This window comes from Labrenzia sp. THAF187b, assembly GCF_009363375.1.
GTDB lineage: Bacteria > Pseudomonadota > Alphaproteobacteria > Rhizobiales > Stappiaceae > Roseibium > Roseibium algicola.
On record NZ_CP045344.1, the window covers coordinates 684,151 to 701,947 of the forward strand.

Genomic DNA, 17,797 nt, shown 5'->3' on the forward strand with positions numbered 1-17,797 from the left:
CCCCACCTCAGGCAATCCGCGTCGAGGGATAGGCGGCGCGCGGTGTCTGCCGGTGATCGGTCGCAAAGAAAGCGGTCGGCTTGAACAGACGGAAGCTGACAATGCGCAGAAGCTGGAAGCCCATCTTGCTCAGCTTCGCATTGGATATCTGGTCGTCTTCGCGCCAGGTGAGCGGAAAGAACCCCAGTCGGAACCGGTTCCGGACAACACCCAGGATCAGGTAATAGTTGAAGGTCAGGTCGTCGGCATATTTCAGGTGAAAGCCGGACTTGAAGGCCTCTACCTTGAACAGGTTCAGTCCGGAGCCGAGGTCGAAGAGACGCCGGCCGCTGATTGCCGAAAAGATCAGGTTGAAGGTGTGGTTGGCCGCCGTGCGCAGCAAGGAATAGCCCTCCAGCTTGGAGCCTTTCATGAAGCGTGCGCCCATCAGAAAGTCGAGATCCTTGTGACGGCCGGCCGCGATATGCGGCACCAGATCGGCAATCGCACCCTGATCGTCACCATGCAGCACCACTAGATAGTCGTAGCCGTTCACCATCGCGAAATTGATCGCGACCTTGTGCGAACCGCCGAGACCGTAATTGTCGTCGTTGTGCAGCAAGGCCGTTTCGGCATATCCGAGTTTCGCCAACCCCGCCTGTGCCGCCTCGCGCGTGCCGTCCGTCGACCGGTTGTCGACACACAGGACACCATCAACGACAGCCTGAACCTCCGGTGCCTCCAGTTGCTTCAGCACACGCGGGATCTGCGCTTCGCAATTGTAGCAGGGAATGAAAACGAGAACCCGGCCGGTCATGAAGGCCACCTCAATCTGACTTGCGGTGTTCGAGCAGAAACCGCATGAAAAAGAAATTCGCGACAAGGGTGAATGGTGTAACCAGCATCTTGGCCGTGACCCCGCACAAGGTCACTGGCTTCAGTCCCAAACCGGCAACGAAGGCAGTGCCGTCAACTGTGACCAGCAACGACATCAAGGCCCAGCTCAACCCGGCCGTCAGAGCCGAGGCGGCGGTCACCGCGACAACCTGCCAGATCCAGTAGAGTGCCAGGAGCACTGTCGTCGACCTGTTGCCGGCCTTCTCGAAGATGTGCTTGCCGGCAACGAAGAAAACGAAGGTCACGCCGCAGAAGGCACCGATGAAGTTTGCCCAGAACACGGGCAGCCCACTCTGCGTGAGCGTTGCCATGGTCAGGAAATCCAGGCACCAGCCTATGCCGGAGATCAGGGCAAATCCCGAGAAGCGCTTTGCAATCGCATTGTAACGGTTCAAGGAAGACGACCCTGACTTTTGTTTGCCGTCGCGTTCCACGACGATAGATGCGCTCCCGGCGTCCTTCATGAAGCCACCGTCAGCAACCGCTGGAAAGACGGTCGATCCATATGCTGAAATTGCGCTCGGCCGGCATCGGAAAAACCTGTTCACATCCTGAAAACAAAGAAGCCGTTTCCGTCGAACTGTCTGACCGAAACGACCTTATCTCATGCCGGGAAACACTAGCGGTGAATTGTTTCAATGCCGTTAATCGGCGAATCTGACAATGGGTCTGGATATGTGGAAGGTGTCCGTGCCAACAACCGCTGGGATGCGATGCAAGGGTTCGGGAACGGCTTCCCGGTGGCGGCAGAACGGTCAATCGGCGACAGCTCGCGGCAATGCCAACCCGCACACAGCCCACTGCCTGTTCGGCTCAAAATGCAAATTTTTCGAGGAAAGAAAGGAATGGTGGAGCCAAGGGGAATCGAACCCCTGACCTCTACAATGCCATTGTAGCGCTCTCCCAACTGAGCTATGGCCCCATGTTCCATATGAGAGCCGGTTTGGGTGCCGGCGTCGATGGAGGCGGGTTATAGTCACACCTCCACACAAGATCAAGCAGAAAATATCAGGATCTTTTCTGCCACTTGTGGAAAAGCCCGGACAGACTGAAAAGCCTGTCCGGACAATAGCTTAGCGATCCGGATCTTCGTCGATTTCGACGCGGATGCCCGGAACGGATTCTTCGTCTTCGTCTTCATCGTCGATAAAGACGTCGTCGTCGTCACTATTTTCGTCGTCGTCGAGATCGACGTCCGTATCTTCCAGATCCGGCACATCGTCGTCGCCGCCTTCCGCTTCCGCATCGGCCTCTTCCAAGGTCACGATTTCCGGAGCTGCGACATCGTCTTCTTCTTCATCGTCTTCCGGCGTCTCTTCGACCTTCGCAGCCTTCGCGGCACGGGAGGTCATGACCGCCTCGAACACCGTGCCGCATTTCGGGCAGGTGACCGGGTTCCGGTTGAGATCGTAGTATTTGGCGCCGCAGCTCGGGCAGAGCCGCTTTGTGCCAAGTTCAGGTTTTGCCACTGTGCTCACCCTTCTTCGTTATGCAATCGACTTGAATTCGTGGGCCGCCCCATAGCCTCAAGCCGTTCCGGTGTCAAAGGCAAATCAATCGAAAAACATTCTTCGGATTATTGTTCTGCACGTTGTGGCTCAAATTTCAAGCACCTGACCGCGTTACCCACACGCCCTGCAGACCGGCACACGTTTGAATCTGCTTGTCGTTCTGCCAATGCCGGGAAATCTTGCGAAGTTCGGATTCGGGCGGTCTGAACGGATGACGCAGGCGCATCCACATGATAGGACGTGTCACCTTTTGACAACCGATCCAATTTGCGGACATTGAAAATGTCACACGATTCTGCGCCCAAGCCTCTGACTTCCAGCCTGGGCAGCCCCTTGACCGGCACGATCCGCGTGCCCGGCGACAAGTCCATCTCACACAGATCCCTGATGTTCGGCGCGCTTGCCGTCGGCCGTACCACCGTGAAGGGTCTGCTTGAATCGGAAGACGTGCTGGCCACGGCTGACGCCATGCGTGCTGTCGGCGCAACCATCACCAAGCTCGAGGACGGCAGCTATACCGTCGACGGGATCGGCCTCGGCAGCCTGCTTGAGCCGGAGCATGTCATCGACTTCGGCAATGCCGGCACCGGCGTGCGCCTGACGATGGGCATCTTCGGAAGCCACAACATCGCCGCTACATTTGTCGGCGACGCTTCCCTGTCCAAACGGCCGATGGGCCGTGTGCTCAACCCGCTGCGCGACATGGGTACCAACGTGATTGCCCGCGACGGCGACCGTCTGCCGGCGTCCATCCGCGGCCCGGAGCAGGCACTGCCGATCACCTACCGGGTGCCCATGCCTTCGGCGCAGGTCAAATCGGCCGTTCTGCTGGCCGGCCTCAATGCCGCTGGCGAAACCACCGTCATCGAACCGATCCCGACACGCGACCACACGGAAAAGATGCTGAAGGGTTTCGGCGCCGACATTTCCGTAACCGTGAACGAGGCCGGCGAGCGCGTGATCAAGCTGCAGGGCCAGCCTGAACTGAAGCCACAGGACATTGACGTGCCTGGCGATCCTTCCTCGGCGGGTTTCCCCCTGGTGGCGGCATTGATCGTGCCGGGTTCGGACGTCGTCATCGAAAACGTTCTCCTGAACGAGCACCGCACCGGTCTCATCACCACCCTGATCGAAATGGGCGGCGACATATCGATCGTCAATCGCCGCGAAACGGGCGGCGAGGAAGTGGGCGATCTGCATGTGAAGGCCAGCAAGCTGAAGGGCATCACTGTTCCGGCCGACCGGGCGCCGTCTATGATCGACGAATATCCGGTGCTGGCCATTGCCGCCGCATTTGCCGAAGGCGACACGTTCATGCCGGGGCTCGAGGAGCTGCGCGTGAAGGAATCCGACCGCCTGGCCGCTGTTGCCCGCGGGCTGGAAGCCAACGGCATCCCTTGCGTTGAAACCGAGGACACGCTGACCGTGACCGGTGGTGCCGATGCGATCGGTGGCGGCACGGTGGTGACCCATCTCGACCACCGCATCGCCATGTCCTTCCTGGTGCTGGGCATGGCTGCCCACAAGCCGGTGACGGTGGACGACGGCGCTGTGATCGCAACCAGCTTTCCGACCTTCACCGGTCTCTTCGACGGCCTTGGCGCTAAGATTTCCGCAAACACCAGCGAGGCCGCATGATCATCGCAATCGACGGACCGGCGGCTTCCGGCAAGGGGACCCTCTCCCGCCGGCTGGCAGATCATTTCGGACTGCGGCACCTGGACACCGGGCTGACCTATCGCGCGGTTGCGGCCGCGCTTCTGGCCAATGGCCTGCCGCTTGGCGACGAAGGTGTTGCCATCGAGATTGCCCATAATCTCGATCTGGCCCAGATGGACAAGTCCGTCCTGTCGGCGCACGAGATCGGCGAAGCGGCGTCACGCATCGCGGTTCTCGGCGGCCTTCGCGACGAGTTGGTAAAGCTGCAGCGGCGTTTCGCCCAGACGCCTCCCGGCGCCGTTCTCGACGGGCGCGACATCGGCACAGTGGTGTGCCCCGATGCAACTGTGAAGCTGTTCGTGACCGCCTCTCCCGAGGCCCGCGCAAAGCGCCGGACCGACGAGATGGTCTCCAAGGGGCAGGACGCGCAATATGCCGCCGTTCTGGAGGATCTCAAGCGCCGGGACGAGCGCGATTCCAGGCGAACCGTGGCTCCAATGCGCCAGGCGGACGATGCGGTCTTGCTTGATACGACAGAAATGGATATAGAGACCGCGTTCCAGGCGGCTGTGGATATCATCTCCCGCGCCAGGGGTGCCTGATAAGGACAAGGGGTTCACCACCGGTGCGCCCCTGTTTGTGCATCCGGAACGCATGTGGCCTCAGGCCATCAGTTCTTTACGGAACGACCAGAGAATTTCGGCAGGGCGCCTTTTCCGGCGACCTGTGACGAGACCGGATTTTCCGCCTCTCGCCCCGCCGGCCCGCTTTCGATAGCGGCAGGATCAGCGGAAACCGCGATCCCGGGAGAAGGACAGATCCGGAGTGCAACACCAACCCGCCGGCGGCGCGCCTGAAGGCGCCAGGAGCATATATGTCTGATTACAATCCCTCCATGGAGGATTTCTCCGCTCTTCTCGAAGAGTCCTTCGTTCAGAACGACCTGTATGAAGGTGCCGTCGTAAAGGGCACCGTCGTCGCGATCGAAAAAGACCTGGCAGTCATCGACGTCGGTCTGAAGGTCGAAGGCCGCGTGCCGCTGAAGGAATTCGGCGCAAAAGGCCGTGACGGCGAAATGAAGGTCGGCGACGAAGTCGAGGTTTACCTGGAGCGCGTTGAAAACGCTCTTGGCGAAGCTGTTCTGTCGCGCGAAAAAGCTCGCCGCGAAGAAAGCTGGGTCCGCCTGGAAGTTGCTTTCGAAGCAAACGAAAAGGTCAACGGCCAGATCTTCAACCAGGTCAAGGGTGGTTTCACCGTCGATCTGGATGGCGCTGTCGCCTTCCTGCCGCGTTCGCAGGTCGATATCCGTCCGGTTCGCGACGTGACCCCGCTGATGCACACCCCGCAGCCGTTCCAGATCCTGAAGATGGACAAGCGCCGCGGCAACATCGTCGTGTCTCGCCGTGTCGTTCTGGAAGAAACCCGCGCCGAACAGCGTTCGGAACTGGTCCAGAGCCTGGAAGAAGGTCATACCGTGGAAGGTGTGGTCAAGAACATCACCGATTACGGTGCGTTCGTCGACCTCGGCGGTATCGATGGCCTGCTGCACGTCACCGACATCGCGTGGCGCCGCATCAACCACCCGTCGGAAGTTCTCACCATCGGCCAGACCGTCAAGGTGCAGATCATCCGCGTCAACCAGGACACGCATCGCATCAGCCTCGGCATGAAGCAGCTTGAAACCGATCCGTGGGATGGCATCGAAGCCAAGTACCCGATCGAAGCCAAGTTCACCGGCCGCGTGACCAACATCACCGACTACGGCGCATTCGTCGAACTGGAGCCGGGCATCGAAGGCCTGATCCACGTTTCCGAAATGTCCTGGACCAAGAAGAACGTCCATCCGGGCAAGATCGTTTCCACTTCTCAGGAAGTCGAAGTGATGATCCTGGAAGTCGACCCGGTCAAGCGCCGCATCTCCCTGGGCCTCAAGCAGACCCTGCAGAACCCGTGGGATGCATTTGCCGAGCAGTTCCCGATCGGCACCGAAGTCGAAGGCGAAGTCAAGAACAAGACCGAATTCGGCCTGTTCATCGGCCTCGACGGCGACGTGGACGGCATGGTTCACCTCTCCGACCTCGACTGGAACCGCCCGGGCGAGCAGGTTATCGAAGAGTTCAAGAAGGGCGACATGGTCAAGGCCGTCGTTCTGGATGTTGACGTCGACAAGGAACGTATCTCCCTCGGCATCAAGCAGCTTTCCGGCGATCCGATGGAATCGGGTGCAGCTGGCGAACTGCGCAAGAACTCCGTCGTGACCTGTGAAGTCATCGAAATCAAAGACGGCGGCCTGGACGTCAAGATCGCAGACAGCGACCTGACTGCCTTCATCCGTCGCGCCGACCTGTCCCGCGATCGCGAGGAACAGCGTCCGGAGCGTTACTCCGTTGGCGACAAGTTCGATGCCCGCATCACCCAGTTCGACAAGAAGACCCGTCGGGTCACCGTGTCGATCAAGGCTCTCGAGATCGCAGAAGAGAAGGAAGCTGTCGCTCAGTACGGCTCTTCCGACAGCGGTGCGTCCCTCGGCGACATCCTCGGTGCAGCTCTGAAGCAGCAGTCCGAAGACTAAGATTTTCGTCTCTCTCACGAGAGTTGAAAGCGAAAAGCCCGGCAGCAATGCCGGGCTTTTTGTTTCTGCGTTGCGAGGGGGTTAGAGCAAGAAACGCGCCCTCCAACTTACGCCCCAAATGGGGAATGCGGCCTGCTCCGCCGTGCACTAGCTTCCGGTCATGCCATCACCTGGAGCAAGAGCATGTTCGGCTGGTATGACCTGCGTAATTTCCTGGAAGACAATCTGATCGTCAGCATATTCGTCGGCATTGCCTTCGCAATTGTCATCGTCTGGACAGTGGTCGTTTTCGTCCAGGCCCGCGGCGGCGGGTTCAAGGCTGTTTCGGCCAGCCTCTTTGCGACAATCGTTTCCCTGTTCTATCTCGTGATGGCCTTCGCACTGGGCTCGTTTGCCGAACCTCTGGTCATCATGCCCTATTTCGCCGTTCTGGCTGCGCTCAAGTCCATGGCCGTCGCCTGGCGTATCGGCGCACGCTGATACCAGGTTTCAGACAGGTGACGTCAATCCGGCCTGCACGTGACGCCTACGCCGGGAAACGCAGATTTAGCGCCGATCTTTCAGAATGCCCTGGAAATAGCCCGACAATGCTTCATGGGCATCCAGCGGCAATACCTCGGCGACGTATTGATCCGGCCGGACGATGACCAAACAGCCTTTATCCCGGTCAATGCCGCGCATTTCGAAAATGTCGTTGCCGCTTCTGAGATCCGGGCAGAACATCTTTTCATAGTCCCTCAACCCGTAGCGGCCTTTTGCAGGCAGCAGCAGTGCCGGCATGCGCCCAAGGGCCAGATCGCGATGGTTTTGCTGGAAGACTGCGCGAAGATCGATAACCGCATCGATATCTTCACCCGCCGCCGTATGACGCAAAACAGGTGAGGCCAGATCGTCTTGCAGAAAGTTACAAAGACGATGGATAGCCGACGTTTCCGCTGCCGGGTCGTCTTTATCGGCAAAGGCAAAGATCCGCCAGCGACCGTCCGCCTTTACGACATGGCCCAGCTGTACCGGCTTGGCGTCGGCAAAACGAACGACAGGGGCGGAATGAAACCGCATGCCGATCTGGAACCCTTCCGCCAATTGCTGATGCGCGCCGTCGCCCGTCAACAGGGACGGGAGATAGCGCGAGGCTGTGCCGGCGGTATACCGGCCATGCTGCACAAAGTATTTCTGAACTTCAGCCGGTTCGACGCCATCGGGATTGCTTTCCGATTTCACCGGCGCGCTGACAAGCTTTGCCCATTCCCGGTCGAAATCGATCAGGTTCTGCGCAATCGCCTGGCGTTCGGCGGAATAGCTGGCAAGCAGCTCCGGTTCGCTCAGTCCTTTCAGCACATGGGCGAGTTTCCAGCCAAGATTGAACGTGTCCTGCATGGAGACGTTCATGCCCTGCCCGGCCTTCGGGCTGTGCGTGTGGCAGGCATCGCCCGCAATAAAAACGTGAGGCAAGCGGCCCGGAGCGCCTCCTGCCGGAACATCATCGAACTTGTCGCAAAGCCGCTGACCGATTTCGTAGACCGACCACCAGGCGACTTCCTTCACGTCGAGAGAATAGGGATGAAGGATGCGTCCGGCTGCGGCGATCAGATGATCGACCGTAATGTTCCGGTTCGCGACCCTTTCGTCCGGCCGCAGCTTGTCGAGCTCGACATAGATGCGGACCAGATATCCGCCTTCACGCGGAATGATCAGGATGCTGCCTTCGCTGGCCGACTGCACCAACGCCTTGAAGCGAATATCCGGAAAGTCCGTCACGGCAAGAACGTCCATCACCCCCCAGGCCTGATTCGCACTGTCGCCCTTCAACTCGCGGCCCAGCGCCCTGCGCACGGAACTGCGGGCGCCGTCGCAACCGACTACGTATCTTGCGCGTACGGTTTCCGTTTCACCTTCGTGTCCGTGGTCCATCCGTTCCAGCTGAACCGTAACCGGCCATTCCTGCCCTGCTTCGACCGCCATTTCCAGATCGACCAGCCGGCGGGAGTAGTTGGGCTCCAACCTGTTTGGCGAATTGCGCATGATCTCGAGATAAAAGTCGTGAACGCGCGCCTGGTTCAAAATGACATGCGGAAACTCGGACAGACCGTCCTCGACATCCTGAACCCTGCCGCTGCGGGCGATCGTGTCCGGAGACGCCGGGTCCGGTTTCCAGAAAGTGGTCTCGTTGACCCAGTAAGCTTCCTTTTCCAGTCGCTCGGCAAAGCCGAACGCCTCGAACATTTCCATTGTCCGGCAGGCAACACCATCCGCCTGGCCAAGCTGCAGGGGGCCTGCTTTCTGCTCCACGATCCGGGTTCGGATGTCCGGGAAAGCCGCAAGTTGAGCGGCAAGTGTCAGGCCGGCGGGACCGCAACCGACAATGAGGACATCGACTTCGTCCGGCAGGCTGTCTGTGTCGGCCAGGGCAGTGGTGTCGGAATTAGGTTCATGAATAACCGGATCACCGGTCTTGAAGCCATCGAGATGAAATTGCATGAGACCGTCTCCTCCGCCACTTTCCGGCTGTTTGGCAATCGACCCTCCTTCTTGGGAGAGGCCGGCGCCAGCATGATGGGGCCACGCGAAAGCTGCCGGTGTTCAAGCCCGGACTTCCTTGCCGCATTGCGGGTCTTTCGCGTTTGACAATTCCGCTGCGATGTCCAAACAAACATCGACAACGGATTAATTAGAAAGCATACTGATTATCAGCATGCTGTCAAATATAATCAGCATACTTCCTTTTTTTGACTCCCTGGAGGCGGCGATGCGAAACCTTGAACAGATGCCCGGACACCTGATCCGCCGTTTGCAGCAGATCGCGGTGGCGGTGTTTCATACGGAAGTGGATGCCGTCGGGTTCGACATGACGCCGGTGCAATTCGCGGCGCTGGTCCGGGTGGCGGAAAACCCGGGCATCGACCAGATAACGCTGGCAGGCCTGATTGCCTATGACCGGACCACGATTGCCGGCGTAGTCGACCGGCTGGTGCAGAAGGGCTTCCTGTCTCGCGCCGTGAGCGAAAAGGACAGGCGCGCGAAGGTGCTGCACATGACGGACGCCGGAACCGATGCGCTGTCGCGGCTTGGCCCTGCGGTGGAAAAGGCGCAACAGGTGATGCTAAGCGGGCTCGACCGCCAAGAGGCGGACGATTTCATGCGGCTCTTGCAAAAGGCAACAGAGGCTGTCAACGACCTCAGCCGCGCGCCACTGCGTTCCGGCTCCAGGGCTGCGGAAAAAGACTGACTGGCCTGCGAAGGTTCAGCATCCAGACCGCAACAAGCGGTGACTATTTCCCTGCCCAGAAATCCGCCTGCAGGCCGGCCGCTTCCTCTTCCAGAAGCGGGCCGACAACCTCGACCTTGCGTTGCCCCGCCGCAAACACTGTCCTGCAGGGCAGATCGAGTGTCGGATTTTCCTCGTGATCGCCCGTCTGTTCCTTCAGGGACTTTTCGGTCTGACCAAAGACGACCCGGCCAATGCCCGCCCAGTAGACAGCACCGGAGCACATGGCGCACGGCTCTGCCGATGTGTACATGGTGCAGCTTTCCAGAAAATCCGGGCGCCAGCGCTTGCTTGCCCGTGTCGCCAGCAGCCTTTCGGCGTGGGCGGTCATGTCCTGCCCTTCGGCGGAATAACCGTTACCCTGCTCCATCAGAACCTCACCGTCCGGACCTGCCAGCAGGCAGCCGAATGGATGATCGCCCGTTTCCCGCGCCTGCCGCGCGATTTCGAATGCCCGGCGCAACAGCGCAATATCTTTGTCGTCATGAGTATCGGTCACGCAAGGCTCCTTTGATTTCTTTACCCTGAAGGGAGCATGATACCGCTCACCCCGCAAGACTTTGCAAACAGTCAGTCACATTGAACAGAAACACATCAAAAGACTGGCAATTTAAAAGGCAACTGCTGAAATATTGATCTCATGATCACGATTCTCGCGGTTTCATCTTGAGGCTTTCTTGACAAAAATCGCACACCGGTTTCCCGTAGAGGTCGAGTAGAAGCGGTGGAGCCCAACGGTTCCGACATTGCTCATCTTTCAGTTGATCGACGATGCCAGGCACGAACGCGCCCGCATCCAAGACCAGGAGATGAGAATGCCGGCCGAAGACAACAAAACGCTCCCGCCACTCGAAAACCTTCCAGAGAAAGTACAGCGAAAGGGTGTGCCGATGCGCATGTTTGACGGTAAGTCGTTGGTTGTTGCCATGGCAGCAATGGTTGGGTCGTTTCCGGCGGCTGCGGCCGATCTCGTGACCTATCAGCTCGACTGGTTGCCCGGCGGTGACAAGGCGCCGATCTATGTCTGCATTCAGGAAGGCTTCTGCGAAGAAGCTGGTCTCGAAATCAAGATCGAACCGGGGCGCGGGTCTTCCGAGGCCATTACCAAGATCGCTACGGGCGCATCGGACATCGGTTCCGCGGGCATGGGTGCCTTGATGGCAGCCAAGGCAACCGAAGGTGTGCCGGTGACCGCGGTCATGACCATCTTCAACATGGGACCGCACGCCTTCTACACCACCAAGGACAGCGGCATTGCCTCGATCAAGGATGTCAAAGGCAAGAAGATCGCAACCTCGCCCTTCACCTCTTCCAACGTGTTCCTGCCGCTGGTTCTGGCCGACAACGGATTGTCGGAAGAAGATATCACCCTGACCAAATCCGACCCTGGCGCGTTGGGGCCGCTGCTGATGACCGGCCAGTCGGACGCGATCATCGCCTGGCTGACCGACGTCTCGCGCTATTCCGGCCAGGCGGCGGAGGCCGGCAAGGAACTGGTCGTGCTGCCCTGGGCTGATGCAGGTCTTGAGCTTTATTCCGCATCGCTAGTTGCGGGTGACAAGTTCCTTGAGGAGCGCCCGGACGTCGCCAAGCGCTTCGTTGCGGCCTTCAAGAAGTCCCTCGAATTTGCCTATGCAAACCCGGACAAGGCAGCTGCGGCAGTTTCCGCACAGGTGCCGGAGCTTTCGGCGGAAGACGTCAAGGGATCCTGGCTGGATGCGTCCAAGCTTGCCTTCAACGATGTCACTGAAAAATTCCCGCTCGGTACAATCGATGCCGACCGGCTGGCGGCGACATGGACCCGCGTTGCCGCGGCGCAGGATCTGGACCCGGCATCCCTGAAACCTGAAGACGCTGTCAACCGCTCGTTCCTGCCGGCAGCGGAGTAACCCTCAAGTGGCACTCACCAACAACGCGATCAGCTTTTCCTCGGTCGGTCAGACGTTTCTGACCGGCTCGGGATCCGTCACCGCCCTGGACGGGGTCACCGTGACCATTGCTCAGCACGAGTTTGTAGCGGTGCTCGGTCCATCCGGATGCGGAAAATCGACCTTGCTGAGGCTGACCGCCGGACTGATGAAACCTTCAAAGGGAACGGTGAGTGTCTTCGGCAAAGAGGTGACGATGCCGAGGGACGATGTCGGCATCGTCTTCCAGAAGCCGACATTGCTTCCCTGGGTCAATGTAGAGGACAACGTCGTCTTTCCGGTTCGCCACAAATACGGACGGGTGACGACGGAGGACCGCGAACAGGCCCGCACCATCATCGAGACCGTCGGCCTGAAAGGATTTGAAAAGCGGCTGCCGTCGGAACTTTCCGGCGGCATGCAGCAACGGGTCGGCATTGCCCGGGCTCTGTTTCTCAATCCGGACATTCTTCTGATGGACGAGCCGTTTTCAGCGCTTGATGCACTGACCCGCGATGCCATGGGCTTTGAACTTCTTCGGTTGTGGCAGGCAAGCCCGAAGACAGTCCTTTTCATCACCCACTCGATTCCGGAAGCCGCGCTGCTGGCCGACAGGATCCTTGTGCTCAGCGAGCGCCCCGGTCGCATCATCGCGGACCTGCAGGTGCCGACCGCTCGTCCCAGAGACGAAAGCGCGCTGAGAACGCCCGAGATGCAGGATTTCTCGGCCGAACTTCGCTCGCTGCTGATCAGAAAGGAGGCCGCCTGATGACTGTCAGCGAAACACAGGACACCGCCGCGGCGAAGACCACCCCAAAGCCCGAGCGTCTGGAGCGGCCTTTGCCAGTTTCCGAAAAGCTGCTTCGGATGCCTGTCGTACTTCCCCTGTTCACCTTTGTCCTGATCCTGATTGTCTGGGAGGCCGGGACACGGCTGTTTTCCGTCCCCTCTTTCGTGCTGCCCGCCCCTTCCCGCATTCTGGGCGGATTTGAGAGCGTTACAGCCGGACGCTGGATGGAGCATATCTGGGCAACGCTTCGGGTCGCCCTCATCGGCTATGCGGTTTCGTTTGTCATTTCACTGCCGATTGCCGTCGGCCTGGCAAAGTCGCGTCTGCTTTCGGGGGCGTTCTATCCCTTGCTCGTGGTCATCCAGTCCGTCCCGGTCGTCGCCGTTGCTCCGATCATCATCGTGGTGCTGGGCACCGGTGATGCACCACGCGTCGTCATCACCTTCATGATCTCCTTCTTTCCGTTGGTCGTTTCCATGACGACGGGTCTGGCCGCAACGCCGCCGGAGCTGATCGAATTGTCCAGGTCGCTGCGCGCGCCGTCCTTCCGGGAGATCACCCAGATCCGCCTGCCCTATGCGACGCCTTACATCTTCTCGGGCATGAAGATTTCGATCACGCTTTCGGTCATCGGCGCTGTCGTGTCCGAATTCGTCGCCGCCGAAAAAGGCATCGGCTACTTCATCCAGTTCTCCACGTCGATGTTCAAACTGCCCCAGGCCTGGGCCGGGCTTGTCATCCTCGTCGTGATGTCTCTTGTCCTGTTCCAGTTGGTCAGCCTCGCACAGCGGATCTTCTTTCCCTGGTCGCTGCCGAAGGGACAGAAATGACGAGCTTCCTGATCAACAACATTGACTACGGCCTCACCGGCAACCGGGAGGGAGACCGCCTCAGCGGTGCAATCCGCGTTCACGACGGCAGGATTGCGGAAATCGGCCACCTGCAGCCCCGGGAAGGCGAACGGATTGTCGATGCGAGCGGATGCGTGGTCACACCGGGTCTGGTGAACACCCATCACCATCTATTCCAGTCTGTCCTGAAGGCCGTGCCGGAAGGCATGAATGCGCCACTTGACGACTGGCTCATGAACGTTCCCTACAGCTACTGGCCGCTGATCGACGAGGAAACCCTTCGCGTATCGGCCAGGATCGGACTGGCAGAACTGCTTCTCACCGGAACGACAACGGTCTGCGATCATCACTACGTCTATTCCGACCATTATGACTACGACCCGGCAGACGTGCTTTTTGCGGAGGCGGAAGCGCTTGGCATCCGTTTCGTCCTGGCCCGGGGTGGTGGAACGAAAGGCCGGTCTTTTCCCGATCCGAGCCTGCCGCCGTCACCAAGCGAGCCACTGGACAAATTTCTGGCAAGCATCGAGCGGACTGCAAACCGCTGGCATGACCCCTCCCCAGGTTCCAGCATGCGGGTAGCCGTCGCACCGACCACGCCGACGTTCAACGTCGATGCGGGAGAGCTTGCCGACATCGCCCGCTTTGCCCGCGGCAAGGGCCTGCGCCTTCATTCGCATCTTTCGGAAAACCGGACCTACGTGGACTTCACCCTGGCGAAATACGGCAAGCGACCGGTTGATTGGCTTGCCGAGCAGCAGTGGCTCGGGCCGGATGTCTGGTTTGCCCATCTGGTGGAATGCGACCGGGACGAGGTGCGCATGCTCGCGGAAACCGGAACCGGAATGGCGCACTGTCCGCAAGCAAATGCAAGGCTTGGCTCAGGCATTGCTCCAGCTGACGCCCTGCATGATCTCGGCGGCCGAGTGTCGCTGGCGGTAGATGGCGCAGGGGCGAACGAGGCCGCCGACATGGGCGCTGCCCTCTACAGCGCCTTCGCGCTGCACCGAGCGACAAAGGGCGTGCAGGCGTTGCAAGCCGAAAGCCTGCTCAACTGGGCAACCGAAGGCGGCGCCAAGGTGCTCGGCTTTGAGGAGATCGGCGTACTGCGTCCCGGCATGATCGCCGACATTGCCGTTTTCGACATTTCGGCCCCTCGCAACATGGGTCTTCACGACCCGGCCCTTGCTCCCGTGCTGACGGGTGCCGCAAGCCTGCGCCACAGCTTTGTCGGCGGGCGGCAGATCGTCCGGGACGGTTCCATCCCCGGACTGGGCCTGGCCGGGCTCGGTTCGGACGCAAGCCGCGTTACCCGGCAACTGATTGAACGCAGAAAGGAAATGACGGCGCCTCACCGGGCCCGCGCCGCCCAGGCCTGATGGCAAATCGCCTGCGTCGGGCAGGCACATTCTTATGTGGAGTAGAAGCTGTCAGTGCCCATGAGCACGGGTCATTGCTCCCGGACCTCTTTCTCAAGGAGAACGGAAATATGAGCACCTCTGCATCTTATGGTCTCGTTGAACTGGAAAAGGAAAAAGGCTTCGGCGGCGTCGGTGAGACGGTCGACCGGTCAATTCCCCAGGTCGACATGTCGGACTTCTTTTCCCGCAAGGCAGAGATCACCGAGGATCTGTGGGCCGCGGCGACGGACATCGGCTTTTTCCAGCTGAGCAACCACGGCATCCCGCAGGAACTGATCGACGAGGCTTTTCGACTGTCGGCCGGCTTCTTCGACCTGCCGGCAGAGACGAAAGAACAATATCCGCTTCGGCCCGGAACCAATGCAGGCTGGGAATTCAAGGCGCAGGTCCGCCCTTCAACCGGTACAGCCGACCAGAAGGAAAGCTACCAGATCACCCTGCCGCGCATGACAGGTCTCTGGCCGACCGGCGAAGAACTGTCCGGCTTCAAGGCGACCATGCTGGCATTCGAGCGGCACAACTGGGCACTGGCGATGAAGGTTCTGTCCTGCTTCGCCGACAAGCTGAAGTTTCCGCCGGACTTCTTCACCGAAGGACACGATCCGCTGACACCGGAATACCAGTCGACCCTTCGGCTGATCCATTATCTGGGCATGGAAGATGCCAAGCCAGAGGACTTCAAGTTCTGGCGGGCCGGTGCCCACACCGACTTCGACTGCCTGACACTGCTGCACCAGAAGGCAGGCCAGGGCGGGCTGCAGCTTTGCCCGGGCAAGGACAGCCAGGGCCGGGCAATTGCCTGGACCGACGTGCCCCCGCTGGAAGGCGTTATCACCTGCAACATCGGCGACATGCTGATGCGCTGGTCGGACGACAAGCTTCTGTCAAACCTTCACCGGGTGCGCATGCCCAAGCCGGAGGAATATCTCGGTCCTCGCTACTCCATGGCCTATTTCGCCCAGGCCAACATGGATACGGTGCTTGCAGGACCGGAAGGCAAGTATGAGCCGATGACGGCACATGACTATATCCAGATGCGGCTAGGTGCGAATTTCGGCAAGAAATAGCGGCGCAATCGCCATCCGACAAAGTAGAACCACGACGCCGGGACCATCGTTTGAAACGATCGGCGTCGTGGCTGCACCATTACAGCCATGATTTGTCCGCGAAACTATCCAGAAGCTGACGATCCGGCAGACTTTACTTTTGCTGCCCGTCCTTTAGGCTTGGTTTCACGACGAGCACCCGCCAACGAAACGCGGCCTCAAAACTCACCCAACAGACAGAATTGCGAAACGCTCCATGACCGAAGCCAAAAGCGGCGACACGGTTCGTCTTCATTATAAGGGCACGCTGGACGACGGCTCCGTCTTCGACAGCTCCGAAGGACGCGACCCGCTGGAATTCACCGTTGGATCCGGCCAGATCATTCCGGGTCTCGACCAGGCCATTCCCGGCATGAAGGTTGGCGACGAGAAGACGGTCCGCATCGAACCCGACAGCGCCTACGGTCCCCACAATCCGGCCGCACGCCAGGCTGTTCCGCGGACCAACATTCCGGCCAACATCCCGCTGGAAGTCGGCATGCAGCTGCAGGCGCAGACAGAGAACGGCCAGATGATGACCGTGACCGTGATCGAGATTTCCGAAAACGAAGTCATTCTGGACGCCAACCACCCGTTGGCCGGCAAAGTGCTGACGTTCGAGATCCAGCTGACAGGGATCAACTGAGGCCCACCGGTTCCGGTTTAGCTGACAGTGGCAAAGTCAGAAGCCGATTTCGGCTCCCTGATGAGGTCTGAACACTGAAAAGACAAAAGCCCCGCGGTTCGCCGCGGGGCTTCTTTTTTCACGCACTGGCGCTGCAAGCCGGCGCGCGAAAATGTCAGACCATGCCTCAGTCCATATAGACGCTGTCGTTGGCTTTCTGGACCTCGGTCTTGAACAGGCCGAGCAGTTCGTTGGCTTTCGGGTCGAGGTTTTCAGCCACGTGCGTTTCGAAAGCCGGCTGGGCCGCCGCAGCCATGGACGCGCGCTGGTCGGCGGTGAGAGCGGTCACTTCCATCTTGTCCATCAGGCCCGCCAATCCCCTGTCGGAGGCTTCGATGATGCGCGACAGGCCACGGCTGGCGGTTACGCAGCTTTCCGCCGCATAGCGCAGGGTCTGCTGCTGCTCTTCGCTCAATCCTTCGAAGAAGTCCCGATTGACCATGAACGTGTAGGGCGAGAACAGGTGGTTGGTCAGCGTCATGTACTTCTGAACTTCGGAGAAGTTCGCGAAGGAAATGATCGGCACCGGGTTCATCTGACCGTCGATGACACCGGTCTGCAGGCCGGAATAGACCTCGCCCCAGGATAGCGGATAGGCCTGCGCGCCAAGCGCCTGGATGATGGTCTGGTGAGACGGCAGCGTCATGGTGCGGATGCGGATGCCGTCAAAATCGTCGAGCGACGCGATCGGGTGCTTGGAATTGGTAACAGCGAAGAACCCGCCCGTGTCCGGGAAACCGAGCACCACGACATCTCCAAGGGCTTCCTCGATGTCGGCAGCCAGAGCCTTGCCGAAATCACCGTCGAAAACCGCGTAGGTGGCCGCGTTGTCGGCAAAGGCGAACGGCAGGTTCAAGACGTCGATGCGTGGGTAGTAGCTAGCCAGCGCGCCGGTGGACGTCAGTGTCGCCTGGATGATGCCGTCGCGCACATGCTGCACATGCTCGGCAGCCGAACCGAGCTGGTTGGAACCGAAGACCTCCACTTCGACGGCACCGTTGGTGTCTGCATTGACGATGTTGGAGAACACCGCGGTGCAGGCATGAGCCGGGTTTTCGAACGGATCGGTCTTGTTGTCGTGTCCGAACTTCAACACCTTTCCATCTGCCAGCGCGCTGCCGGCCATAAGCGCAGCGGTCAGCCCGACCGCCAGTCCCTTTGCGAACTTCTTCATG

Annotated in this window: 17 protein-coding genes and 1 tRNA gene; 11 read left to right on the forward strand and 7 right to left on the reverse strand. The window is 59.8% G+C overall.

What is annotated here, in order from left to right:
- Positions 1–7: 7 nt before the first annotated feature.
- The 4 genes from FIV03_RS03195 to FIV03_RS03210 form a co-directional block, all read right to left on the reverse strand.
- On the reverse strand, positions 8–796 hold the full coding sequence (locus FIV03_RS03195; RefSeq protein ID WP_152508652.1) for a glycosyltransferase family 2 protein: 789 nt from the start codon (positions 794–796) through the stop codon (positions 8–10).
- A gap of 10 nt (positions 797–806) precedes the next feature.
- Positions 807–1,340 (reverse strand): GtrA family protein, encoded by a 534-nt coding sequence (locus FIV03_RS03200; protein ID WP_152508653.1) that lies wholly within the window; start codon positions 1,338–1,340, stop codon positions 807–809.
- A 382-nt stretch (positions 1,341–1,722) separates the two neighbouring features.
- A tRNA-Ala gene (locus FIV03_RS03205) sits at positions 1,723–1,798 on the reverse strand.
- 151 nt (positions 1,799–1,949) lie between these two features.
- On the reverse strand, positions 1,950–2,345 hold the full coding sequence (locus tag FIV03_RS03210) for a TIGR02300 family protein (protein WP_152508654.1): 396 nt from the start codon (positions 2,343–2,345) through the stop codon (positions 1,950–1,952).
- A 324-nt stretch (positions 2,346–2,669) separates the two neighbouring features.
- Here FIV03_RS03210 and aroA point away from each other — a divergent pair, with 324 nt between their 5' ends.
- The 4 genes from aroA (at position 2,670) to FIV03_RS03230 (ending at position 7,098) form a co-directional block, all read left to right on the forward strand.
- Entirely contained in the window at positions 2,670–4,025 is a 1,356-nt protein-coding gene (gene aroA / locus FIV03_RS03215) for a 3-phosphoshikimate 1-carboxyvinyltransferase (protein ID WP_173013757.1), read from the forward strand.
- Positions 4,022–4,648: a (d)CMP kinase gene (gene cmk, locus FIV03_RS03220; protein WP_152508655.1), complete on the forward strand. Its 627-nt coding sequence runs from the start codon at positions 4,022–4,024 to the stop codon at positions 4,646–4,648. The genes aroA and cmk overlap by 4 nt, the downstream gene beginning before the upstream one ends.
- A 272-nt stretch (positions 4,649–4,920) precedes the next feature.
- Positions 4,921–6,618: a 30S ribosomal protein S1 gene (gene rpsA, locus FIV03_RS03225; RefSeq protein ID WP_031268654.1), complete on the forward strand. Its 1,698-nt coding sequence runs from the start codon at positions 4,921–4,923 to the stop codon at positions 6,616–6,618.
- A gap of 183 nt (positions 6,619–6,801) precedes the next feature.
- Positions 6,802–7,098, forward strand: coding sequence for a hypothetical protein (locus FIV03_RS03230; RefSeq protein WP_152508656.1), 297 nt, complete (start codon positions 6,802–6,804; stop codon positions 7,096–7,098).
- Between the two features lie 66 nt (positions 7,099–7,164).
- Here the strand turns inward: FIV03_RS03230 and FIV03_RS03235 are convergent, their stop codons facing one another.
- The gene (locus tag FIV03_RS03235) at positions 7,165–9,096 is read right to left on the reverse strand and encodes an FAD-binding monooxygenase (protein ID WP_152508657.1); all 1,932 of its coding nucleotides are present in this window, start codon (positions 9,094–9,096) and stop codon (positions 7,165–7,167) included.
- A gap of 268 nt (positions 9,097–9,364) precedes the next feature.
- Here FIV03_RS03235 and FIV03_RS03240 point away from each other — a divergent pair, with 268 nt between their 5' ends.
- Positions 9,365–9,844 (forward strand): MarR family transcriptional regulator, encoded by a 480-nt coding sequence (locus FIV03_RS03240; RefSeq protein WP_152508658.1) that lies wholly within the window; start codon positions 9,365–9,367, stop codon positions 9,842–9,844.
- A gap of 43 nt (positions 9,845–9,887) precedes the next feature.
- Here FIV03_RS03240 and FIV03_RS03245 read toward each other — a convergent pair whose 3' ends face one another.
- Complete coding sequence (locus FIV03_RS03245; RefSeq protein WP_022998954.1) at positions 9,888–10,382, reverse strand: nucleoside deaminase; 495 nt, start codon at positions 10,380–10,382, stop codon at positions 9,888–9,890.
- Positions 10,383–10,809: 427 nt separating this feature from the next.
- On the opposite strand from FIV03_RS03245, the gene FIV03_RS03250 reads away from it, so the two are divergent.
- From FIV03_RS03250 to FIV03_RS03275, 6 genes are all read left to right on the forward strand, one after another.
- Positions 10,810–11,772 (forward strand): ABC transporter substrate-binding protein, encoded by a 963-nt coding sequence (locus FIV03_RS03250; protein WP_228932819.1) that lies wholly within the window; start codon positions 10,810–10,812, stop codon positions 11,770–11,772.
- A gap of 7 nt (positions 11,773–11,779) precedes the next feature.
- Positions 11,780–12,559, forward strand: coding sequence for an ABC transporter ATP-binding protein (locus FIV03_RS03255; RefSeq protein WP_152508659.1), 780 nt, complete (start codon positions 11,780–11,782; stop codon positions 12,557–12,559).
- Positions 12,560–12,657: 98 nt separating this feature from the next.
- The gene (locus tag FIV03_RS03260) at positions 12,658–13,410 is read left to right on the forward strand and encodes an ABC transporter permease (RefSeq protein WP_209010000.1); all 753 of its coding nucleotides are present in this window, start codon (positions 12,658–12,660) and stop codon (positions 13,408–13,410) included.
- On the forward strand, positions 13,407–14,810 hold the full coding sequence (locus tag FIV03_RS03265; RefSeq protein WP_152508661.1) for an amidohydrolase family protein: 1,404 nt from the start codon (positions 13,407–13,409) through the stop codon (positions 14,808–14,810). Before FIV03_RS03260 ends, FIV03_RS03265 begins: the two co-directional genes overlap by 4 nt.
- 110 nt (positions 14,811–14,920) lie before the next feature.
- Positions 14,921–15,919, forward strand: coding sequence for a 2-oxoglutarate and iron-dependent oxygenase domain-containing protein (locus tag FIV03_RS03270; RefSeq protein ID WP_152508662.1), 999 nt, complete (start codon positions 14,921–14,923; stop codon positions 15,917–15,919).
- 235 nt (positions 15,920–16,154) lie between these two features.
- Positions 16,155–16,583, forward strand: coding sequence for a peptidylprolyl isomerase (locus FIV03_RS03275; protein ID WP_022998960.1), 429 nt, complete (start codon positions 16,155–16,157; stop codon positions 16,581–16,583).
- A 166-nt stretch (positions 16,584–16,749) separates the two neighbouring features.
- On the opposite strand, the gene FIV03_RS03280 is transcribed toward FIV03_RS03275, so the two are convergent.
- A complete protein-coding gene (locus FIV03_RS03280) occupies positions 16,750–17,796 on the reverse strand; it encodes a DctP family TRAP transporter solute-binding subunit (protein ID WP_152508663.1) in 1,047 nt (348 codons plus the stop codon).
- Position 17,797: the final 1 nt, after the last annotated feature.